The sequence below is a fragment of the Kribbella yunnanensis genome, from assembly GCF_039529655.1.
Classification (GTDB): domain Bacteria; phylum Actinomycetota; class Actinomycetes; order Propionibacteriales; family Kribbellaceae; genus Kribbella; species Kribbella yunnanensis.
Genome location: NZ_BAAANF010000016.1, coordinates 480,009 through 497,396, shown reverse-complemented (window position 1 = coordinate 497,396; position 17,388 = coordinate 480,009). Strand labels below are relative to the sequence as shown.

The following is a 17,388-nucleotide window of genomic DNA, read 5'->3' as shown; positions in this document are numbered from 1 at the left end:
GCCCTTTGCTGTTCGGAGATCATCGGAGGCGGCGGGCTACCGCGGGGATGATGAGGGCGGCGGCGACCAGGTGGGTGGTCATCAGGAGGGCCTTGGTCGTGGGGGCGGCGTCGGCGAGGACGTCGGGGGTGAAGGAGAGGGCGGTCAGGGCGACGGTGACGCGGATCCAGGCGGTCCGCGGGCGGGCGGCGAACCGGCGGAGACCCAGGGCGATGAGTAGGCCTAGGGCCGCGAAGATGGTGGTCATGACGGCGAAACCGGGGACCGGGATCGGCGCGCCGGCGACGTTGAGGCTGATGCCGGCGGCTTGAGCGGTGCCTGCGACTGTCGCGGTGGCGACGGCGGCGAGGACGGTGGCTACGGCGCCGTCGCGGAGCAGGAGTCCGGTGGACGGGGCAACGGTCGTGGTGGTGAGCGTGACGGTCATGGTGACCTCCGGGGCAGTGGAGCGGCCTGGTGCCGATCTCTTACCTGTACGTCGAAGCGGACCCACGTGAATTGACACGTGTGGTCGAGATTCTTTTGGCACCTGGTTGTCGGTGGGGGTGGTTAGGGTCTGGGGATGGATCGGTTTCGGGTGGTGCCGGCGGCGTATGTGGTGTTGCGGCGGGGCGACGAGGTGCTGATGATGCTGCGAGCCAACACCGGGTATATGGACGGGTATTGGGCGGTGCCGGCCGGGCATGTCGAGCACGGGGAGTCTGCGGCGGAGGCCGCGGTGCGGGAGGTCCGCGAGGAGGTCGGGGTCGAGATCGCTCCGGAGGACTTGGTGCCGGTGACCGCGATGCATCGGACGGGTGGGAACGGCGACCCGATCGACGAACGAGTCGACTTCTTCTTCACGACGTCGCGGTGGACAGGTGAGCCACGGACGATGGAGCCAGGGAAGGCGGAGGGGCTGGGGTGGTTCGCGCTCGACAAACTGCCGGAGCCAACGGTGCCGCATGAGGCACGGGTGCTGGCAGGACTGGACGGTGGCCTGCCCGCCGTCATCGTCCAAGGCTTCAACTGAGCCCAGTTGGCGCCAACCGCCAACCGCACACCAGCTAGCAAGAAGGCTCATAGGGTCCACCCCCTCCCCCACAACAGCGTTTCGTTCACGGAACACGGAGGGGCGCAATCACAGAAGCACGCCGACGAAGTCGGCCAAATGAACTGTCGCCGCGAAGCGGTGTCCATTCGCGGCGGACTTCCTGAGGTGTTCGCCCAGGGCCCGCGCCTTCTCCCCTCAACACCGGTTCGTTCGCGGAACTCGGTCAGGCGGATCCACAGGAGCACGCCGACGAAGTCGGCCAAATGAACTGTCGCCGCGGAGCGGTGTCCTTTGACGGTGGGTTCCTGTGGTGTTTCGGTTGCGTTCATGTTCGGGGGGTGGGTTCTAGTGTTCGCTGCGGTGTCAGGTAGCGACGTGGAGGCAGCTCATGGATCAGCAGTACGACGGGACGAGCCGGCGGCGGCTCTTGCAGGCGGGAGCGCTCAGCGCGGGGGCCGTGGTGGCCGGCGGAGTGCTCGACAGTGGACCGGCTGCGGCTAGTACGTCGTACGGCGGGCGCGTCGACACCGAACACCCGCGGTTCACGGTGGCCGTCGTACCGGACACGCAGTATCAGTTCGATGAGGATCGCGGCGACCCCGCACCACTGACCGCGACGTTCGAGTATCTCGTCGAGCAGCGCTCAGCGGAGAACCTCGTGTTCGTCGCGCACCTCGGTGACGTGGTGGAGAACGCACTGGCCTCGGAGTTCGCGCAGGCGGATCCGGTGTTCAAGGTGCTCGACCGGGCCCGGATGCCGTACTCGGTGCTGGCCGGGAACCACGACATCGACGGTTCCAAGGACGACAGTCGCGGCGACTCGCCGTACCTCCGGACGTTCGGGCCGCAGCGGTTCCGGCGGATGGCGACGTACGGCGGCTCAACGGCGAACGGGTACAACTCGTACCACGTGTTCCGCGCCGCCGGGCGGCAGTGGTTGCTGTTGGCAATGGACTGGCGGCCGTCGGACGCGAGCTTCGCGTGGGCGCGCGCGGTGATCGCGGCGCATCCGAAGCTGCCGGTGATCCTGACGACGCACGAGCTCGTGTACGCCGACACCGGTGTCGCCGAGCTGAGCGATCACGGCAACCGGGTCTGGGATCAGCTGGTGAAGGACAACGACCAGATCTTCCTCACCCTGAACGGTCACTTCTGGCCGTCTGGGCGACTCGTCAAGCAGAACGCCGCCGGACATGACGTGCACCTGCACCTGACCAACTACCAGGACCGGTACTACGGCGGTTCCGGGATGGTCCGGCTGTACCACTTCGACCTGGCCCGGAACACGATCGACGTCGAGACGATCGCCCCGTGGATCCTCGACCAGAACCCGGCCAAGCGCAGCGAGCTGGCCGCGGCCGAGATCGAGCTGACCGATGACGTCAACCGGTTCAGCGTCCCGATCGACTTCGAGAAGCGGTTCGCGGGATTCGCGCCCGTTCCGGTGCGGCCGGCGCGGCCTGCGAAGCAGTTGGTGATTCCGGGAACGGCGGCGTACTGGCGGTTCGATGGACCGGTGAGCGGGCAGGTCGTCGACCAGTCCGGGCAGGGGAACCATCTGACCCGCGTGCAGCTTGGCGGGGACGCACCGAGCGCGTCGGGCGAGTTCCACCCGGAGCAGCCGGGGCATGCGAGCTGGGTGTTCCCGGGTGGGAAGAATCCGGCCCGCGGTGGGTATCTGCAGACGGCCGACAACGCGCCGCTCAACAAGCTCACGTTCCGCGGCGGGTACACGATCGAGGCGTTCGTGAAGCTGGCCGACGACGGGCAGGACCACTCGTGGGAGGGCCTGATCTCCCGGCTCGGAACCGGGCGGGATGCCGGGAAGACGGGAAGTGACCCGGACGAGCCGGTGGTGAAGCTCGGGTTCTCCGGTGGACGGCAGGTGCAGTGGGCGGTGTACCCGCTGGACCGCAACGACACCTTCACCAACTGGGGTCACGAGCAGGTGGCCGGGCAGTGGTTCCACCTCGCGATCGTCAACGACGGACGACACAGCATCGTGTACGTCGACTCGTCGGAGCTGCTGCGTAATCCCGCGACCCCGTCGAACGGGCTGGCGACGGTCGGCAAGCCGTGGCTGGTCGGTGCCGGGCACTACGACAACACCGTCGACCAGGGTTTCGCCGGGCACATCGGTGAGGTGCGGATCGTCAGCCGCGCGCTGAAGCCGTCCCAGTTCCTGAACGCGTAGGCGGACCCCAGCCACTCACCAACCCTCGCCGGACGACCTCGGCCACGCTCAGCTGAGCGTGGCGCGGGGGCCCGGAGCGAGGTTAGTGAGTGGCACAGGTCCGGCTTAGCCGAGCATGCTCCGGATCAACGCGGCCTGCGCCGGCAACAACGCCTTCTCGGCGGGTGTCAGGGTGATGTTGTTGCTGCGGGCATCTAGTGCTGCGGTGAGGCCGGGGGTTGGGTCGATCGAGTGGGCGAGGTAGGCGGCCAGGGCCTCGCGGAGGAGTGGGGACAGGTCGGCCCATGCCGGATCGAGGGCCACCTGGGCGAAGATGACCGCAGTCATCGCAATGTCGAACTCGGCGGTGCCCTTCTTCGGCATTCCGCCAGTCGATGACGATCGGGCCGGCCTCGGTTGCGATCACGTTGTACGGGTGCAGGTCACCGTGGACGACGACGCGACCCGGCGTCCCGCTCGGCGCCGGGATCGCGTGCAGCCGACGATGCAGGTCAGCATGCAGTACGCCGAGCTCGGTGGCGGTGAGTTCACCGGCAACAGCTGAGTCGGCGAGCGTGGGACCGGTGAGCCGTTCGATCACCATGTCCGCGCCGTCAACCTCCCGTACGGCGGGCACCGGGTAGCCGAACTTCGCCACATGCCGCATGAAGTCAGCCTCGTCCCGCACCGGAAACCCATCCCGATACCGCCGAACTACCCAGTCGTCGTCCAGCGCATACACATCCGCATCCCGCCCAGCCGCAAACGGCTCCGCATCCGGGGGAAGGAGAGTCGAGGGGAAGGCCGCGCCTGCAACTCGATCACCCGGCGACGCCCCACCGGAGGGGGCGGCAGCCTCCTCCTCCGGCGGGGTCATGCGATCGAGCAACCGCCGACAGCCGGTTCGAGGGGTTTGGCGCCGATGCTTGGCATGCCGAGCATGACGCCGGGGGCTGCGGACGGCGGGGCGTCTTGGAGGCGTTGCCAGGCGTCGCCGGCTCGGGTTCGGCGGATGGAGCCGAAAGTGTCGGCTACCAGGTGGTGGGGGGCGGCGTAGGTGACCTCGACGGTAGCGAGGTCGCCGGGGCGGGGTGGTTCTACGCCTTCGGGGAGGGCGAAGTGGACGAGGCGGTTGTCGCGGGCGCGGCCGCTCAGGCGGTGGGTGGCGGCGTCCTTGCGGCCTTCGCCTTCGGCGACGAGGACTTCGAGGGAGCGGCCGACGGTCAGCTTGTTCTCGGCCCAGGCCATGTCGTCCTGCAGTGCGACCAGGCGCTCGTACCGCTCTTGGACGACCGCGCGCGGAACCTGGTCCTCCATCGACTCGGCCGGCGTACCAGGACGCTTGGAGTACTGGAAGGTGAAGGCGCCGGCGAAACGCGCTTGGCGGACGACGTCGAGGGTGCCCTCGAAGTCTTCCTCGGTCTCGCCGGGGAAGCCGACGATGATGTCGGTGGTGATCGCCGCTTCCGGCATCGCCGCCCGCACGTCTTCAATGATCTTCAGGTAGCGGTCCCGACGGTACGAACGGCGCATCGCCTTCAGCACGCGGTCCGAACCGGACTGCAGCGGCATGTGCAGCGAGGGCATCACGTTCGGCGTCTCGGCCATCGCCTCGATCACGTCGGCGGTGAAGTCGCGCGGGTGCGGCGAGGTGAAGCGGACCCGCTCCAGCCCGTCGATCTCCCCGCAGGCCCGAAGCAGCTTCGAGAACGCGTAACGGTCGCCGAACTCCACGCCGTACGAGTTCACGTTCTGCCCGAGCAGGGTCACCTCGAGGACGCCTTCGGCGACGAGCGCCTCGACCTCGGCGAGCACGTCGCCGGGGCGGCGGTCCTTCTCGCGGCCGCGCAGCGCCGGGACGATGCAGAACGTGCAGGTGTTGTTGCAGCCGACGCTGACCGAAACCCAGGCCGAGTACGCCGACTCGCGCCGCGTCGGCAGCGTGGACGGGAACACGTCGAGGGACTCGAGGATCTCGACCTGGGACTCCTCGGCGATCCGGGCCCGCTCCAGCAGCACCGGCAGAGAGCCGATGTTGTGGGTACCGAACACGACGTCGACCCAGGGCGCCTTCTTGGTGATGGACGCCTTGTCCTTCTGCGCCAGGCACCCGCCGACGGCGATCTGCATCCCCGGCCGCTTGGCCTTGACCGGCGCCAGGTGCCCGAGGTTGCCGTACAGCTTGTTGTCGGCGTTCTCGCGGACCGCGCAGGTGTTGAAGACCACGACATCGGCCTGGTCGCCCTCGGGCGCGCGCACGTAGCCCGCGTCCTCCATCAGGCCGCGCAGCCGCTCGGAGTCGTGGACGTTCATCTGGCACCCGTAGGTGCGGACCTCGTAAGTACGCATAACAGCCACCAAGAATACGTGCAGAAGGAGCGGCCGCCGTACACGCTCGCTAGCACTTGCTGCGGGTGGTTGCCGTGCCGCGGCAGGTTCCGGACACTCACGCGCAGTATCGTGCTCAGCGTGATGACACCATCACCCTACGCGCCGGTTCATTGCAGATCGTTACCACCACGGAACCGACCGGCGATGCGACGGCCCCCCGGCCTCCGCTAGGTTCTGGCCATGAGCGATTCCGGCACCTTGACGCAAACGGGTCTGGTGGCCCTCACCGGCGTCAACAAACATTTCGGCGAACTGCACGTCCTGAAGGACATCAACCTGTCCATCGCCAAGGGCGAGGTCGTCGTGGTGATCGGCCCGTCCGGGTCCGGCAAGTCGACGCTCTGCCGCGCGATCAACCGGCTCGAGACGATCGACTCGGGCACCATCGAGCTGGACGGCCAGCCGCTGCCGAGCGAGGGCAAGTCGCTGGCGACGCTGCGCGCCGATGTCGGCATGGTGTTCCAGTCGTTCAACCTGTTCGCGCACAAGACGATCCTGCAGAACGTCACCCTCGGCCCGATCAAGGTCCGCAAGACCGACCCGAAGCAGGCCGAGAAGCGGGCCCTGGAGCTGCTGGAACGAGTGGGGGTGGCCAGCCAGGCGTCGAAGTACCCGGCGCAGCTGTCCGGCGGCCAGCAGCAGCGGGTCGCCATCGCCCGGGCGCTGGCGATGGATCCCAAGGTCATCCTCTTCGACGAGCCCACCTCGGCGCTCGACCCGGAGATGATCCAGGAGGTCCTGGAGGTGATGATCGACCTCGCCAAGCAGCAGATGACGATGGTCGTGGTCACCCACGAGATGGGGTTCGCGCGGAGTGCGGCGAACCGGGTGGTCTTCATGGCCGACGGCGAGATCGTCGAGCAGTCCGACCCGGAGACCTTCTTCACCAGCCCGACCTCCCGGCGCGCCCAGGACTTCCTCGGCAAGATCCTGAAGCACTGAGCTTCCGCCCGCGGCCGTACCCAGCAATCACACATCAAAGGGGAACCTGAACATGAGAATGCGTCACCTCGTCGCCGGACTCGGCGTCGCGGCGCTCGCGCTGACCGCGACCGCTTGCGGCAAGGAAGAGCCGGCGGCCGGAGGCAGCGGCGACAAGGCCGCGTCCGACTCCTGTGGCACGCTGCACAAGTTCGAGACCGCCACCGGTGTGGACGTGGCCGGCAGCCCGGCGTTCGCCAAGATCAAGAGCCGCGGCAACCTGATCGTCGGCGTCAAGGCCGACCAGCCGAACCTCGGCTACAAGGATGCCGACGGCAAGCGCTGCGGCTTCGACATCGAGGTCGCCCGGATGGTCTCGGCCAACCTCGGCTTCGACCCGGACAAGATCGAGTACAAGGAGATCCCGTCCGCGAACCGCGAGACGGCGATCGGCGGCGGCGAGATCGACTACTACGTCGGCACCTACTCGATCACCGACAAGCGCAAGGCGCTGGTCTCCTTCGCCGGCCCGTACTTCGTGGCCGGTCAGGACCTGCTGGTCAACAAGGCCGACACCTCGATGGACGCCGGCAAGACCGCGCTCAAGGGCAAGAAGGTCTGCTCCGCGACCGGCTCGACCCCGATCCAGCGGGTCAAGGACGAGCAGCTCACCGAGGCCAGCAACATCTCCGAGTTCAAGACCTACTCGGAGTGCGTCTCGCAGCTGCTGGACAAGAAGGTCGACGCCGTCACCACCGACGACGCCATCCTGAAGGGCTACGCGGCCACCGCACCCGACCAGCTCCGCGTGGTCGGCAAGCCGTTCAGCACCGAGAAGTACGGCATCGGCCTGCCGAAGGACGACAAGGCGCTGCGCGACCAGGTGAACACCATCCTGGAGAAGTCCGCGACCGACGGCACCTGGAAGTCGATCTACGACGAGACGCTCGGCAAGTCCGGCTCGCCGGGCACCCCGCCGCCGCTCGAGAAGTACTGATCCACTCCCCGGCCGCGACGTCCTCACCGGCGTCGCGGCCGGGTTCTGTAGAGGCTTAGCACGAGGAAGGTCGCGATGCTCTCGGTTCTCACCGACAACTGGGATCTGTTCCGGGACGGATTCTGGCTGACGATCAGGTTGTTCCTGGTCTCCGCCGTACTCAGTCTGGTGCTCGGCACCATCCTGGCCGCGTTCCGCGTCTCCCCGATTCCGGCACTGCGCGCGGTCGGCACCGGCTACGTGAACACCCTGCGGAACACCCCGTTGACGCTGGTCTTCGCCTTCTTGTTCTTCGGCGCGGCCAAGACGGACCTGGCGCTGCCGTCGCCGTTCTGGTCGGGCGTCGGGGCGTTGACGATCTACACCGCGGCGTTCGTCTGCGAGGTCGTCCGGTCCGGCGTCAACACCGTCTCCCCCGGCCAGTCCGAGGCAGCCCGAGCGGTCGGTATGACGTTCTTCCAGGTGCTGACGCTGATCGTGCTGCCGCAGGCGTTCCGGGCGATCGTCCCGCCGCTGTCCAGCGTGTTCATCGCGCTGCTGAAGAACACCACGATCGCGGCCGGCTTCTCGCTCGCCGAGGCCGGTGCGATTTCCTTCGCGATGTCCGAGCGCGGCGAGAACCAGCTGCTCACGCTGACCTGGATCGCGATCGGCTTCCTGATTCTCATTGTCCCGCTGATGTTCCTGCAGCGGTGGGCCGAACGACGGACGGCGGTGGCCTGATGAGTTCAGTCCTGTACGAGGTCCCCGGTCCGCGCGGCAAGCTCCGCAACCGGGTCTCCAACATCGTCGTCGTGATCGCGGTGGTCGGCGTCGCCGCCTGGCTGATCAACCGGCTCTACGTCAACGGCCAGTTCGAGGGCCGGCTGTGGCGCCAGTTCCAGTACACCGCGATCCAGCAGCAGTTGCTCGATGGTCTGCTCAACACGCTGCGCGCGGCCGGAACGGCCACCGTCCTCGCACTCGTGTTCGGGGCCGTGTTCGCCGCGGCGCGGATCAGTGATCACAAGTGGGTCCGGGTCCCGGCGACGTACCTCGTCGAGCTGTTCCGCGCGATCCCGCTGCTGATCATGATGATCTTCTTCTACTTCGCGAACATCCAGTTCCAGTGGGGCCTCGGCCCGTTCTGGGCGGTCGTGCTCGGGCTGACGCTGTACAACGGCTCGGTGCTCGCCGAGATCTTCCGGGCCGGGATCGCCGCCGTACCGAAGGGGCAGCGCGAAGCGGCCTACGCCCTCGGCCTGCGCAAGAACCAGGTCGTCCGGCTGGTCCTGCTGCCGCAGGCAGTCAGCGCGATGCTGCCCGCGATCGTCTCCCAGCTCGTCGTCCTGCTGAAGGACACCGCGCTCGGCTTCGTCATCACCTACGGCGAGCTGTTGTACGTCGGCAAGCAGATGGGCGGCCGGCTCCAATACGGCTTCCCCTACATCCCGACGTACATCGTCATCGCGGTCATCTACATCGGCCTGTGCTCGCTGCTGTCACTGCTGGCCCGCTACCTCGAGGGCCGCTCGAGGCGCCGCCGCAAGATCACCGGCGCCCCACCGCCCATCACCAAGGCACCGGACATCACCACCACCGGCGACAGCATCTGAGTACGGCGAAGGCCCCCTTCCGAGGGGGCCTTCGCCGTTCTCAGCCCGGCAGCTTGACCAGACCCGTCACGAACGAGCCGGCGAAGTGCTCAGCAGTCAGCCGGACTCCGGTCAGGTGCTCCATCAACGCGTACGCCGCCTCCTGGACCGGACCGATGTTGTCGTCGCCCCCGGTGTCGTCGACGTCGGGGCCGAGACGCTCCATCTCGTCGTACAGGCCGTCGGGCTCGCTGCCGCCGCGCTCACAGGCGAAGGCCGGCTCGAAGCGGCGCTTCGACCCGCCTATGGTGCGCCGGCCGGTAGCGCAGTCGGCACAGGTGCCTTGCCGGATCGCTGTTGAGACGCCTTGCGAACGGGGCCACACCAGGTGCCGAGCGCCTCGACAAGGCCATCGATGCCAGCGGTGCTGCTCCAGCCCACGTAGCCGTCCGGGCGCACCAGCATGACCTCTGGTACGGCGATCCGCTCCCCCTGCGGAAGCGTCCATTCCGGCACGGTAGCGGTGCCGGTGACCAGATCGATTCGACCAGCCCAGCCCTCGGCTACGTCGGAGAGGTCCATGCCGTCGGTGAGGTCAACCAGCAGTGGGCGCCCACGGCGCAGCAGCTCGAACAGCCGGACATCACCGTCGGTGGTGCGTACGTGAACATCCGGCAGACGCATGCCGGCCATCCCGCCCGCCTCGGACGGGTAGCGCAGAGCGAGCGCCGAGATCATTCCACCCAGCAGTTTCGTCACCGTCGGCTCGGTGGCCAGCCACCTCATCGTCTCGCGCAACGGCCGGTGATGATCGTCAGGGCGGTTGAGCGCGACCTGGGCGCGAGTGTTCTGCTGGACGATCTCGCCGGCCAGGTGTCGTTCGGCGTGGTAAGTGTCGAGAAGGTCCACAGTGGCATCGCCACGTACCACCGCGGCCAGCTTCCAACCGAGGTTCGCCGCGTCCTGCACTCCCGTGTTCAGACCTTGTCCGCCGGCGGGGAAGTGCACGTGGGCGGCATCACCTGCGAGCAACACCCGCCCATCCCGATACCTGTCCGCCTGCCGCGTCGTGTCCCCGAACAGCTTGACCCGGTCGGTGTCGTGCAGCCCGAAGTCACTGCCGATCACCCGACGCATGGCCGCCCGCAACTCGTCGGCGGAAGGCTCACGCTCTGCCAGCGACGGGTCGTATTCCACGACCCCCACGCGATACCAGCCCTCTGCGGCCAGCAATATCGTGTAGTGGCCGTTCGTGCCGGGACGGTCAAAGGGAAATCCCTCGATGACCGGTGGATCGTCCATCACCACCGGATCGGCGGCGATAGCCGAGAGTGTGGGGTCGGTTCCGGAGAAGCCGATACCGGCGAGCTTGCGCACGGCGCTGTGCCCTCCATCGCACCCGACGACGTAGTCGGCGTGGATCAGCACCTCACCCTCGGCGGTCTGCGCACGCACCACTACCTCGTCGGCGTCCTGGCTGAGACCGATGACCGCCGTACCCCACGTCGGCCTGGCGCCTAGCTGCGTCACACGCTTCTCGAGCAGCCGTTCGACGCGATCCTGGAACAGTTGCAGCGCATAACGGTAGGGAACGTCGAAATCTTCGAGAGACAGCACGATTCCGCTGTAGTGAGCGTACTGACCCGGCGATCCGACGGCGAGCATCGGCTCCAGATACCCGCGCTGGTCGAAGACCTCCAGGGTCCGGCTCTGCAGTGAGCCGGCCCGCCGATCGTCCGTGCGCTGCGGGGCCTGGTCGATCAGCAGGACGTCGACACCTCCCACCCGCAGCTCCCCTGCCAGCCAGAGGCCGACCGGGCCGGCACCCGCGACGACGACCTGTGTCCGTATCTCTCGCATCTCTCTTTCCTCCAATTGTCTTTCTAGGGGTTGCTCAATCCGCTGGCCGCGATTTATGCCGTGTGCGGCCGCTTGATGTGATGGATGAGTTGTTGCCCGCGCACCGGGAGTACTTTCGGCGACATCTCGACGGCGGCGTCTTTGTGTTTTGGGGGCAACAGGTATCTCGTGCAGGCGGTGTGATAATCACCCACGGCGTTGATCGAGCACAGGTCGAGATGATCGCCGCTGACGACCCCTGCGAGCAGGCCGACGCAGCCGACTCGCCCCCTGGTTGGTCAGCGGCTTGCGATAAGGCTAACGGTACACTACCGTTTCGATCGTGCCACTGTCTCCGACCAATGAGCCCGCGCCCGTGCCCGAACGGACCGACCGGCCGCGCACTCCGATCCCGCGGGGCGCCGCTGCCCGGGATCGACTGCTGCGCGCGGCCCTCGATCTGCTCGCTGACGAGGGTGTCGGCGGATTCACCATGGAAGCCGTCGCTGCACGGGCCGGTGCCAGTAAGGCGACTGTCTACCGACGCTGGTCCGCCCGCGCCGAGTTGCTTGCCGAAGCTATGGAGCGGATCTCACAAACGGATCCGACGCCGGAGACCGGTGAACTCCGATCCGATCTAGGCACTCTGCTGATTCGCATGCACACCCTGCTGAGCACTCAGCCCTTTCCTCGTCTACTCTCCGCATTCATCGACGCGGCGGAACGCGATCCTGCTCTCGCGACCCTTCACGTTGAGCTATCGGAGCGGCGCAGGGAGCCGCTCCGGCAAGTGCTACAGCGAGCACGTCAACGCGCAGAGATCCCACACGGCGCCGACATCGAACTGGCAATCGATCTACTGACCGGGCCGGCGTTCTTGCGGCGCCTGATCCTCCACCGACAGAGCTCTACGGCTGAGGTGTACGCGATCGTGGATTACGTACTCGCCGCCCTGCGGCACGCACCTCCCGTCAACAGGGACAACACCGACAACAGCACCTAACGGCGTGAACCTGGGCTCCGGCCCAACCGCCTCCGGACGTCCTGACGGATCGCAGCCTCGAGTCGGTCGTTCGCTACGCGGTGGCGATTGCTTTCCGGCAGGGTTCCACAGACGTTGTCCAGCGGACCGGCCTTGTTCGTTCGACAGCCGGCGGAGACGATGTCGACGGCGCTTGAATGTTGGTCGGTTTCGGCGGAGGAGAATTGATCGTCCCGTGAACGCGGGACTCAGCCAGACGCGGACCGTTCTCGTGCGCGCGGCAGCGCGCTGGGCGGCGGGCGGTAGCCCGGCGCGGGGGAAGAAGACCCCACATGTGCATTGGCGTGGCCCACCCTGCTGTGGATGTTGGCGAGGGTGGGCCTTCGTCGTACTGGGGTCAGCGCAGGGTGTTGAAGGAGTCTCGGAGGATTTCGAGGGCCTCGGTGGTTTCCTCTTCGGTGAGGGTCATCGGCGGGGCCATGCGGAGGACGTTGCCGTAGAGGCCGCCCTTGCCGATCAGGAGGCCGCGGTTCTTGGTCTCCTGCTGGAGTTTGGCGGTGGTGGCCGCGTCGGGGGTGTTGTCGGCCGGGTTGACGATCTCGGTGGCGAGCATCAGGCCCTTGCCGCGGACGTCGGCGAGCTCGGGGAACTCCTCGGCGATGCCGCGTAGGCCGTCGGCCAACTGGGCGCCGCGCTTGGCGGCGTTCGCCTGGAGGTCGTGGTCGAGCAGGTAGTCGATGGTGGCCTTGGCGGCGCTGGTGGAGATCGGGTTGCCGCCGAAGGTCGACAGGGAGTTCGCCTTGATGCTGTCCATCAGGCCGGGTTTGGCGACCACGCCGCCGATGGCGAAGCCGTTGCCGAGGCCCTTCGCGAACGTCATGGCATCCGGTACGACGCCGTGCGCCTGGATCCCCCAGAAGTGTTCGCCGGTGCGACCCCAGCCGGTCTGGACCTCGTCGGAGATGAACAGGATGCCGTACTCGTCCAGCACCTCCTTGAAGGCGCCGTACAGGCCGTCGGGCGGGGAGGCGAAACCGCCGACGCCCTGGATCGGCTCGGCGATCAGGCAGGCGACGTCACCGGCGGTGGTGGTCTCGATGACGTTGCGCAGGTCGTCGACACAGACCTTGATGTACTCGGCGTCCGGCAGGTTCCGGAATGGGCTGCGGTAGTGGTACGCGCCCTGCAGGTACTGCACGTTGACCGGCGACAGGCTGCTCGCGGACCAGCCGCGGTTGCCGGTGATCGCGACGGTGCCGAAGGCGCGGCCGTGGTACGAGTTCCGCATCGCCAGGACCTGGTTGGAACGGCGATTCTGGGTGGCGAGCAGCAGGGCAGCCTCGTTCGCCTCGGTACCGGAGTTGGCGAAGAAGACCTTCGCGTTCTCGATCCCGGAGAGTTTGGCGATCTGCTCGGCCAGCTCGATCTGCTTGCGGATCAGGTACACCGTGGAGGTGTGCGCGATCCCGCTGCTCAACTGCTCGCGCACCGCGTCGGAGATCTCCGCGATGTCGTAGCCGATCGCGTTCGTCAGGATGCCGGCGAAGAAGTCGAGATAGCTGTTGCCCTCGCCGTCGGTGACCCGGCGGCCGGACCCCTGGACGATCTCGATCGGCTCTTCGTAGTACAACGCGAGCCAGTCCGGCATGACGGCCTTGTGACGCTCCCAGAGCTCCGCATGTGTCATGTCCTAAGCATTACCGCAAAGCGCGGCCTGCTGATAGAGGCCTCCTCTGAGAATAGGGTGCTCTGCGTGACACAGCCGAGCATTCCGCACGTGGACATCGAGTCCTTGGACCACTTCGACCGCGTCCTGGCCGCCGGTGCGACCGCCATGGCCGGGTGGCGGGTGCAGTCGGTGGATCTGACCGGCCGTACGGCGGAGTTGCTCGGTCTGAACCCACTGGGGGCGCTGTTCCTCGGCTGCATGCTGGAGGACAAGGCGGACCGCTGGATCCGGGACGGTGGCGGGCTGGTGTTCCCTGCGATCCCGGAACTGCCGTTCGACGCGTACCGCGGCACGCTGTACGACGCCGAGGAGCTGTACGCCGGTCTGGACCGCGGGTACGACGCCACACCGGATGCCCGCATCTACGCCTGGTCACGACAGCACGACGAGCGCGGTGACACCAGTCGCACGCTAGCGGCCGCCCTGCACGACCACGCGATCGCGGACGCTCTCCACGAGCTCCCGGACACCGGTCCCTGGGTCGGCGTGATGGGCGGACACGGCATCGCCCGCGGCAGTACGACGTACCGGGCCGCTGTTCTGCTCGGTCGGGGGCTCGCCCGGGCCGGTCTGACCGTCGTGACCGGTGGTGGACCCGGCGCGATGGAGGCGGCGAACCTGGGCGCCTCACTCGCGTCGTACGACGATGCTGCCGTGGAACGCGCGCTGACCGCGCTGGCCGCCGTACCGTCGTTCCGGCCGTCGATCGCGGAGTGGGCGTCGGTGGGACTCGCCGTACGGCGGGAGTTCCCGGGGAACGGCGGAGTGTCGATTCCGACCTGGTTCTACGGGCACGAGCCGCCCAACGTGTTCGCGTCGTCGATCGCGAAGTACTTCTCCAACGCGCAGCGTGAGGACGTGCTGCTGTCACAGGCGCGCGGCGGGATCATCTACCTGCCCGGTGCGGCCGGGACTGTGCAGGAGGTGTTCCAGGCGGTCACCCCGAACTACTACGGCGACCACGCCACGCAGATCCCGCTCATCCTGGTCGACGTCGAGCACTGGACGGAGAACCTCCCGGTCTGGCCGCTCCTGCAGTCCCTGGCGGCGGACCGCCCGATGGGCTCGTCGATCCGCTTGGTCGACTCAATCGACGAGGCCGCAGCACTCGTCAGGCCGTAGCTCAGCGAGGTGGTCGGCTGACGCTCAGGCGACGCTGCGTGGCTTGAACTGCAGCTGTGGGTTGGCGTACGCGTCCTGCGACTCCACGAGCTGCAGCTCGCGCTCACCTGACTTGTGAGTGTTGGTGAGCAGGTCGAAGACGCTGGAGGTGGTGTGGGCCAGTGCGTCTGCCAGGTCGCCGGTTCGGCGGTAGTGCGCGGTGAAGAGCGCAGCGGTCACGTCACCCGAGCCGTTGGCCTTCATCGGGATGTACGGCGTCTGCACGAGCCAGGCGCCGTTGTCGTCGACTGCGAGCATCTCGATCGTGCCCTCCTCGCGGTCCGGGCGCTCCACGCTGGTGACGAGCACCGTCCGCGGTCCGGTCGCCCGCACGAGCTCAACCGCCTTGAGCGTGGACTCCAGCGTGTCCGGCTCAGTGCCGGTCAGGAACCCCAGCTCGAACTGGTTAGGCGTGATGATGTCGGCCGCCGGAACCACCCGGTCCCGCAGCAACACCGGAATCGCCGGAGCGACGAAACAGCCCGACTTCGCATTCCCCATCACCGGGTCACACGAGTACACCGCCTCCGGGTTCGCCGCCTTCACCCGCTCCACCGTCTCCAGGATGACCTCGGCGACCCCCTCACCACCCTGGTAGCCCGACAGCACCGCGTCGATCTGCGGAAACGCCCCGCGCTCCTCAATCCCCAGCAGCACCTCACGCACGTCATCCGGGCTAATTAGCGGCCCACGCCAAGCGCCGTACCCGGTGTGGTTCGAGAAGTTGACCGTGTAAACCGGCAGCACCTCCACCCCAATACGCTGAAGCGGAAAGACGGCAGCCGAGTTCCCCACGTGCCCATAGGCCACCGCGGACTGGATCGAAAGGATCTTCACCCCTCGATCATCCCAGGACCGGATTTCTCACCGGCTACTGGCTCAGGCCGCGTTCGGCCTGGTCGAGGAAGGTGTCTACCTCGTCGATCGCGTAGCCCTCGCGGAGGCGGGTGGGGGTGAAGCTGATGTTGCGGATGTCGGCGGCGGTTACCGGGGTGTCGACGTACCGGCCTTCTACGGTGGCGGCTAGGCGTTCGAGGAAGGCGTCTACCTCGTCGATGTCGTAGCCCTCGCGCCAGCGGACGCGGGTGAAGTTGCTGGGCATTACTTGGTGGCGGCGGCGAGTTGGCCGCAGGCGCCGTCGATCTCCTGGCCGCGGGTGTCGCGGACGGTGGTGGAGATGCCGCCGGCCTGGAGGCGGCGGACGAACTCGCGCTCGTCGGCCGGGTCGGAGGCGGTCCACTTGGAGCCGGGCGTGGGGTTCAGCGGGATCAGGTTGACGTGCACCCAGCCCCAGTCGCCGCGGGCGCGGAGCTTCTCGGCGAGCAGGTCGGCACGCCAGGCGTGGTCGTTGATGTCGCGGATCATCGCGTACTCGATGGAGACCCGGCGCTTGGTCTTCTCGGCGTAGCCCCAGGCGGCGTCGAGGACCTCGTCGACCTTCCAGCGGTTGTTGATCGGGACGAGCTCGTCGCGCAGCTCGTCGTCCGGCGCGTGCAGGGACAGGGCCAGCGTGACCGGGATGCCCTCGGTCGCGAGCTGGTTGATCCGCGGTACCAGGCCGACGGTCGAGACCGTCACGCCGCGCGCGGAGATGCCGAGGCCCTCGGGCGACGGATCGGTGAAGCGGCGGACGGCGCCGATGACGGCCTTGTAGTTGGCCATCGGCTCGCCCATGCCCATGAAGACGATGTTGTTGACCCGCCCAGGACCGCCCGCGATCTCACCACGGGACAGCGCGCGGGCGCCGTCGACGACCTGCTCGACGATCTCCGCGGTCGACATGTTCCGCGTCAGGCCGGCCTGGCCGGTCGCGCAGAACGGGCACGCCATCCCACAACCCGCCTGCGACGAGACGCACATGGTGGTGCGGTCGGTGTAGCGCATCAGCACGGACTCGACCAGCGAACCGTCCAGCAGCTTCCACAGCGACTTACGCGTGGTCCCGTTGTCGCACTCCAGGTCGCGGACCTTGGTCAGCAACGGCGGCATCAGGTCCGCGACGAGCTTGTCGCGGGTCGCGGCCGGCAGATCGGTCATCTCGGCCGGGTCGGACGTCAGCCGGGAAAAGTAGTGGTTCGACAGCTGCTTGGCCCGGAAGGCGGGCTCCCCCAGCGCGGCGACCGCCTCGCGGCGCTCCTCCCCGGACAGATCGGCCAAGTGCCGCGGCGGCTTCTTGGCACGGCGCGGCTCATCGAAAACGAGGGGAAGGGAGGTAGTCATAGCCGATCCATTGTCGCCTGCGGCCCCAATCATTCACAAATTCACATCCGCGACGTGCTACGGATCACTCCGAGGCTTTGCGATCGGAGTGACCGAGCTGGCGGTCCGGGGCGATTCGATCCCGCACCATCTGCTTCAGCAGCGGCAGTTCGGCGAACCCACCCTCGGCCTTCCGCGACCACAGCAGCTCCCCGTCCAGCGAGATGTCGAAGATCCCACCGGTGGACGGCACCAGCGCCACCTCCCCCAGCTCCTTGGGGAACGTCGTCAACAGCTCCTGTGCAGTCCAGGCCGCCCGCATCAACCACCGACACTGCGTGCAGTACTCGATCTCCAACCGCGGCGCTCTGCTCACCTCCATAAACTAC

At 67.4% G+C, this 17,388-nt stretch carries 18 protein-coding genes and 1 pseudogene; 8 read left to right on the top strand and 11 right to left on the bottom strand.

What is annotated here, in order from left to right:
- Positions 1-19 precede the first annotated feature (19 nt).
- On the bottom strand, positions 20-427 hold the full coding sequence (locus tag ABD231_RS23330) for a DUF6069 family protein (RefSeq protein WP_344155683.1): 408 nt from the start codon (positions 425-427) through the stop codon (positions 20-22).
- 135 nt (positions 428-562) lie between these two features.
- Between ABD231_RS23330 and ABD231_RS23325 the strand changes: the two genes are divergently transcribed.
- The gene (locus tag ABD231_RS23325; RefSeq protein WP_344155680.1) at positions 563-1,012 is read left to right on the top strand and encodes an NUDIX hydrolase; all 450 of its coding nucleotides are present in this window, start codon (positions 563-565) and stop codon (positions 1,010-1,012) included.
- A gap of 409 nt (positions 1,013-1,421) precedes the next feature.
- Positions 1,422-3,227, top strand: coding sequence for a LamG-like jellyroll fold domain-containing protein (locus ABD231_RS23320; protein ID WP_344155678.1), 1,806 nt, complete (start codon positions 1,422-1,424; stop codon positions 3,225-3,227).
- Between the two features lie 105 nt (positions 3,228-3,332).
- Here the strand turns inward: ABD231_RS23320 and ABD231_RS23315 are convergent, their stop codons facing one another.
- The 3 genes and pseudogenes from ABD231_RS23315 to miaB form a co-directional block, all read right to left on the bottom strand.
- Entirely contained in the window at positions 3,333-3,590 is a 258-nt protein-coding gene (locus ABD231_RS23315; RefSeq protein ID WP_344155856.1) for a hypothetical protein, read from the bottom strand.
- 58 nt (positions 3,591-3,648) lie between these two features.
- Positions 3,649-3,873 (bottom strand): annotated as a pseudogene (locus ABD231_RS42335) (BUD32 family EKC/KEOPS complex subunit); the annotation flags it as partial.
- Between the two features lie 206 nt (positions 3,874-4,079).
- On the bottom strand, positions 4,080-5,555 hold the full coding sequence (gene miaB, locus ABD231_RS23305) for a tRNA (N6-isopentenyl adenosine(37)-C2)-methylthiotransferase MiaB (RefSeq protein WP_344155675.1): 1,476 nt from the start codon (positions 5,553-5,555) through the stop codon (positions 4,080-4,082).
- Positions 5,556-5,810: 255 nt separating this feature from the next.
- Between miaB and ABD231_RS23300 the strand changes: the two genes are divergently transcribed.
- The 4 genes from ABD231_RS23300 (at position 5,811) to ABD231_RS23285 (ending at position 9,110) form a co-directional block, all read left to right on the top strand.
- Positions 5,811-6,539, top strand: coding sequence for an amino acid ABC transporter ATP-binding protein (locus ABD231_RS23300; protein ID WP_344155853.1), 729 nt, complete (start codon positions 5,811-5,813; stop codon positions 6,537-6,539).
- 52 nt (positions 6,540-6,591) lie between these two features.
- Positions 6,592-7,515: a glutamate ABC transporter substrate-binding protein gene (locus ABD231_RS23295; RefSeq protein ID WP_344155672.1), complete on the top strand. Its 924-nt coding sequence runs from the start codon at positions 6,592-6,594 to the stop codon at positions 7,513-7,515.
- A gap of 75 nt (positions 7,516-7,590) precedes the next feature.
- On the top strand, positions 7,591-8,238 hold the full coding sequence (locus tag ABD231_RS23290) for an amino acid ABC transporter permease (protein ID WP_344155669.1): 648 nt from the start codon (positions 7,591-7,593) through the stop codon (positions 8,236-8,238).
- Entirely contained in the window at positions 8,238-9,110 is an 873-nt protein-coding gene (locus ABD231_RS23285) for an amino acid ABC transporter permease (protein WP_344155666.1), read from the top strand. Before ABD231_RS23290 ends, ABD231_RS23285 begins: the two co-directional genes overlap by 1 nt.
- A gap of 40 nt (positions 9,111-9,150) precedes the next feature.
- Here the strand turns inward: ABD231_RS23285 and ABD231_RS23280 are convergent, their stop codons facing one another.
- On the bottom strand, positions 9,151-9,474 hold the full coding sequence (locus ABD231_RS23280; protein WP_344155663.1) for a DUF6461 domain-containing protein: 324 nt from the start codon (positions 9,472-9,474) through the stop codon (positions 9,151-9,153).
- Positions 9,393-10,949 (bottom strand): FAD-dependent monooxygenase, encoded by a 1,557-nt coding sequence (locus tag ABD231_RS23275; protein WP_344155661.1) that lies wholly within the window; start codon positions 10,947-10,949, stop codon positions 9,393-9,395. The genes ABD231_RS23280 and ABD231_RS23275 overlap by 82 nt, the downstream gene beginning before the upstream one ends.
- Positions 10,950-11,304: 355 nt before the next feature.
- On the opposite strand from ABD231_RS23275, the gene ABD231_RS23270 reads away from it, so the two are divergent.
- Positions 11,305-11,931 (top strand): TetR/AcrR family transcriptional regulator, encoded by a 627-nt coding sequence (locus ABD231_RS23270; RefSeq protein WP_344155659.1) that lies wholly within the window; start codon positions 11,305-11,307, stop codon positions 11,929-11,931.
- Positions 11,932-12,307: 376 nt separating this feature from the next.
- Here the strand turns inward: ABD231_RS23270 and ABD231_RS23265 are convergent, their stop codons facing one another.
- The gene (locus ABD231_RS23265) at positions 12,308-13,597 is read right to left on the bottom strand and encodes an aspartate aminotransferase family protein (RefSeq protein WP_344155656.1); all 1,290 of its coding nucleotides are present in this window, start codon (positions 13,595-13,597) and stop codon (positions 12,308-12,310) included.
- A gap of 66 nt (positions 13,598-13,663) precedes the next feature.
- On the opposite strand from ABD231_RS23265, the gene ABD231_RS23260 reads away from it, so the two are divergent.
- Complete coding sequence (locus tag ABD231_RS23260) at positions 13,664-14,761, top strand: LOG family protein (protein WP_344155654.1); 1,098 nt, start codon at positions 13,664-13,666, stop codon at positions 14,759-14,761.
- Positions 14,762-14,785: 24 nt separating this feature from the next.
- On the opposite strand, the gene pdxY is transcribed toward ABD231_RS23260, so the two are convergent.
- The 4 genes from pdxY to ABD231_RS23240 all read right to left on the bottom strand — a co-directional run bounded on the left by pdxY (position 14,786) and on the right by ABD231_RS23240 (position 17,375).
- Complete coding sequence (gene pdxY, locus ABD231_RS23255; protein ID WP_344155652.1) at positions 14,786-15,637, bottom strand: pyridoxal kinase PdxY; 852 nt, start codon at positions 15,635-15,637, stop codon at positions 14,786-14,788.
- 34 nt (positions 15,638-15,671) lie between these two features.
- Complete coding sequence (locus ABD231_RS23250; protein WP_344155649.1) at positions 15,672-15,902, bottom strand: DivIVA domain-containing protein; 231 nt, start codon at positions 15,900-15,902, stop codon at positions 15,672-15,674.
- A complete protein-coding gene (gene rlmN / locus ABD231_RS23245; RefSeq protein ID WP_344155646.1) occupies positions 15,902-17,020 on the bottom strand; it encodes a dual-specificity RNA methyltransferase RlmN in 1,119 nt (372 codons plus the stop codon). The genes ABD231_RS23250 and rlmN overlap by 1 nt, the downstream gene beginning before the upstream one ends.
- A 64-nt stretch (positions 17,021-17,084) precedes the next feature.
- Entirely contained in the window at positions 17,085-17,375 is a 291-nt protein-coding gene (locus tag ABD231_RS23240) for an Rdx family protein (RefSeq protein WP_344155643.1), read from the bottom strand.
- Between the last annotated feature and the right edge of the window lie 13 nt (positions 17,376-17,388).

Bases quoted from the DNA above. Each gene is read 5' to 3' on its own strand.
- ABD231_RS23330 (WP_344155683.1), bottom strand. From the start codon at position 427: ATGACCGTCACGCTCACCACCACGACCGTTGCCCCGTCCACCGGACTC.
- ABD231_RS23325 (WP_344155680.1), top strand. From the start codon at position 563: ATGGATCGGTTTCGGGTGGTGCCGGCGGCGTATGTGGTGTTGCGGCGG.
- ABD231_RS23320 (WP_344155678.1), top strand. From the start codon at position 1,422: ATGGATCAGCAGTACGACGGGACGAGCCGGCGGCGGCTCTTGCAGGCG.
- ABD231_RS23315 (WP_344155856.1), bottom strand. From the start codon at position 3,590: ATGCCGAAGAAGGGCACCGCCGAGTTCGACATTGCGATGACTGCGGTC.
- miaB (WP_344155675.1), bottom strand. From the start codon at position 5,555: ATGCGTACTTACGAGGTCCGCACCTACGGGTGCCAGATGAACGTCCAC.
- ABD231_RS23295 (WP_344155672.1), top strand. From the start codon at position 6,592: ATGAGAATGCGTCACCTCGTCGCCGGACTCGGCGTCGCGGCGCTCGCG.
- ABD231_RS23290 (WP_344155669.1), top strand. From the start codon at position 7,591: ATGCTCTCGGTTCTCACCGACAACTGGGATCTGTTCCGGGACGGATTC.
- ABD231_RS23285 (WP_344155666.1), top strand. From the start codon at position 8,238: ATGAGTTCAGTCCTGTACGAGGTCCCCGGTCCGCGCGGCAAGCTCCGC.
- ABD231_RS23275 (WP_344155661.1), bottom strand. From the start codon at position 10,949: ATGCGAGAGATACGGACACAGGTCGTCGTCGCGGGTGCCGGCCCGGTC.
- ABD231_RS23265 (WP_344155656.1), bottom strand. From the start codon at position 13,597: ATGACACATGCGGAGCTCTGGGAGCGTCACAAGGCCGTCATGCCGGAC.
- ABD231_RS23250 (WP_344155649.1), bottom strand. From the start codon at position 15,902: ATGCCCAGCAACTTCACCCGCGTCCGCTGGCGCGAGGGCTACGACATC.
- rlmN (WP_344155646.1), bottom strand. From the start codon at position 17,020: ATGACTACCTCCCTTCCCCTCGTTTTCGATGAGCCGCGCCGTGCCAAG.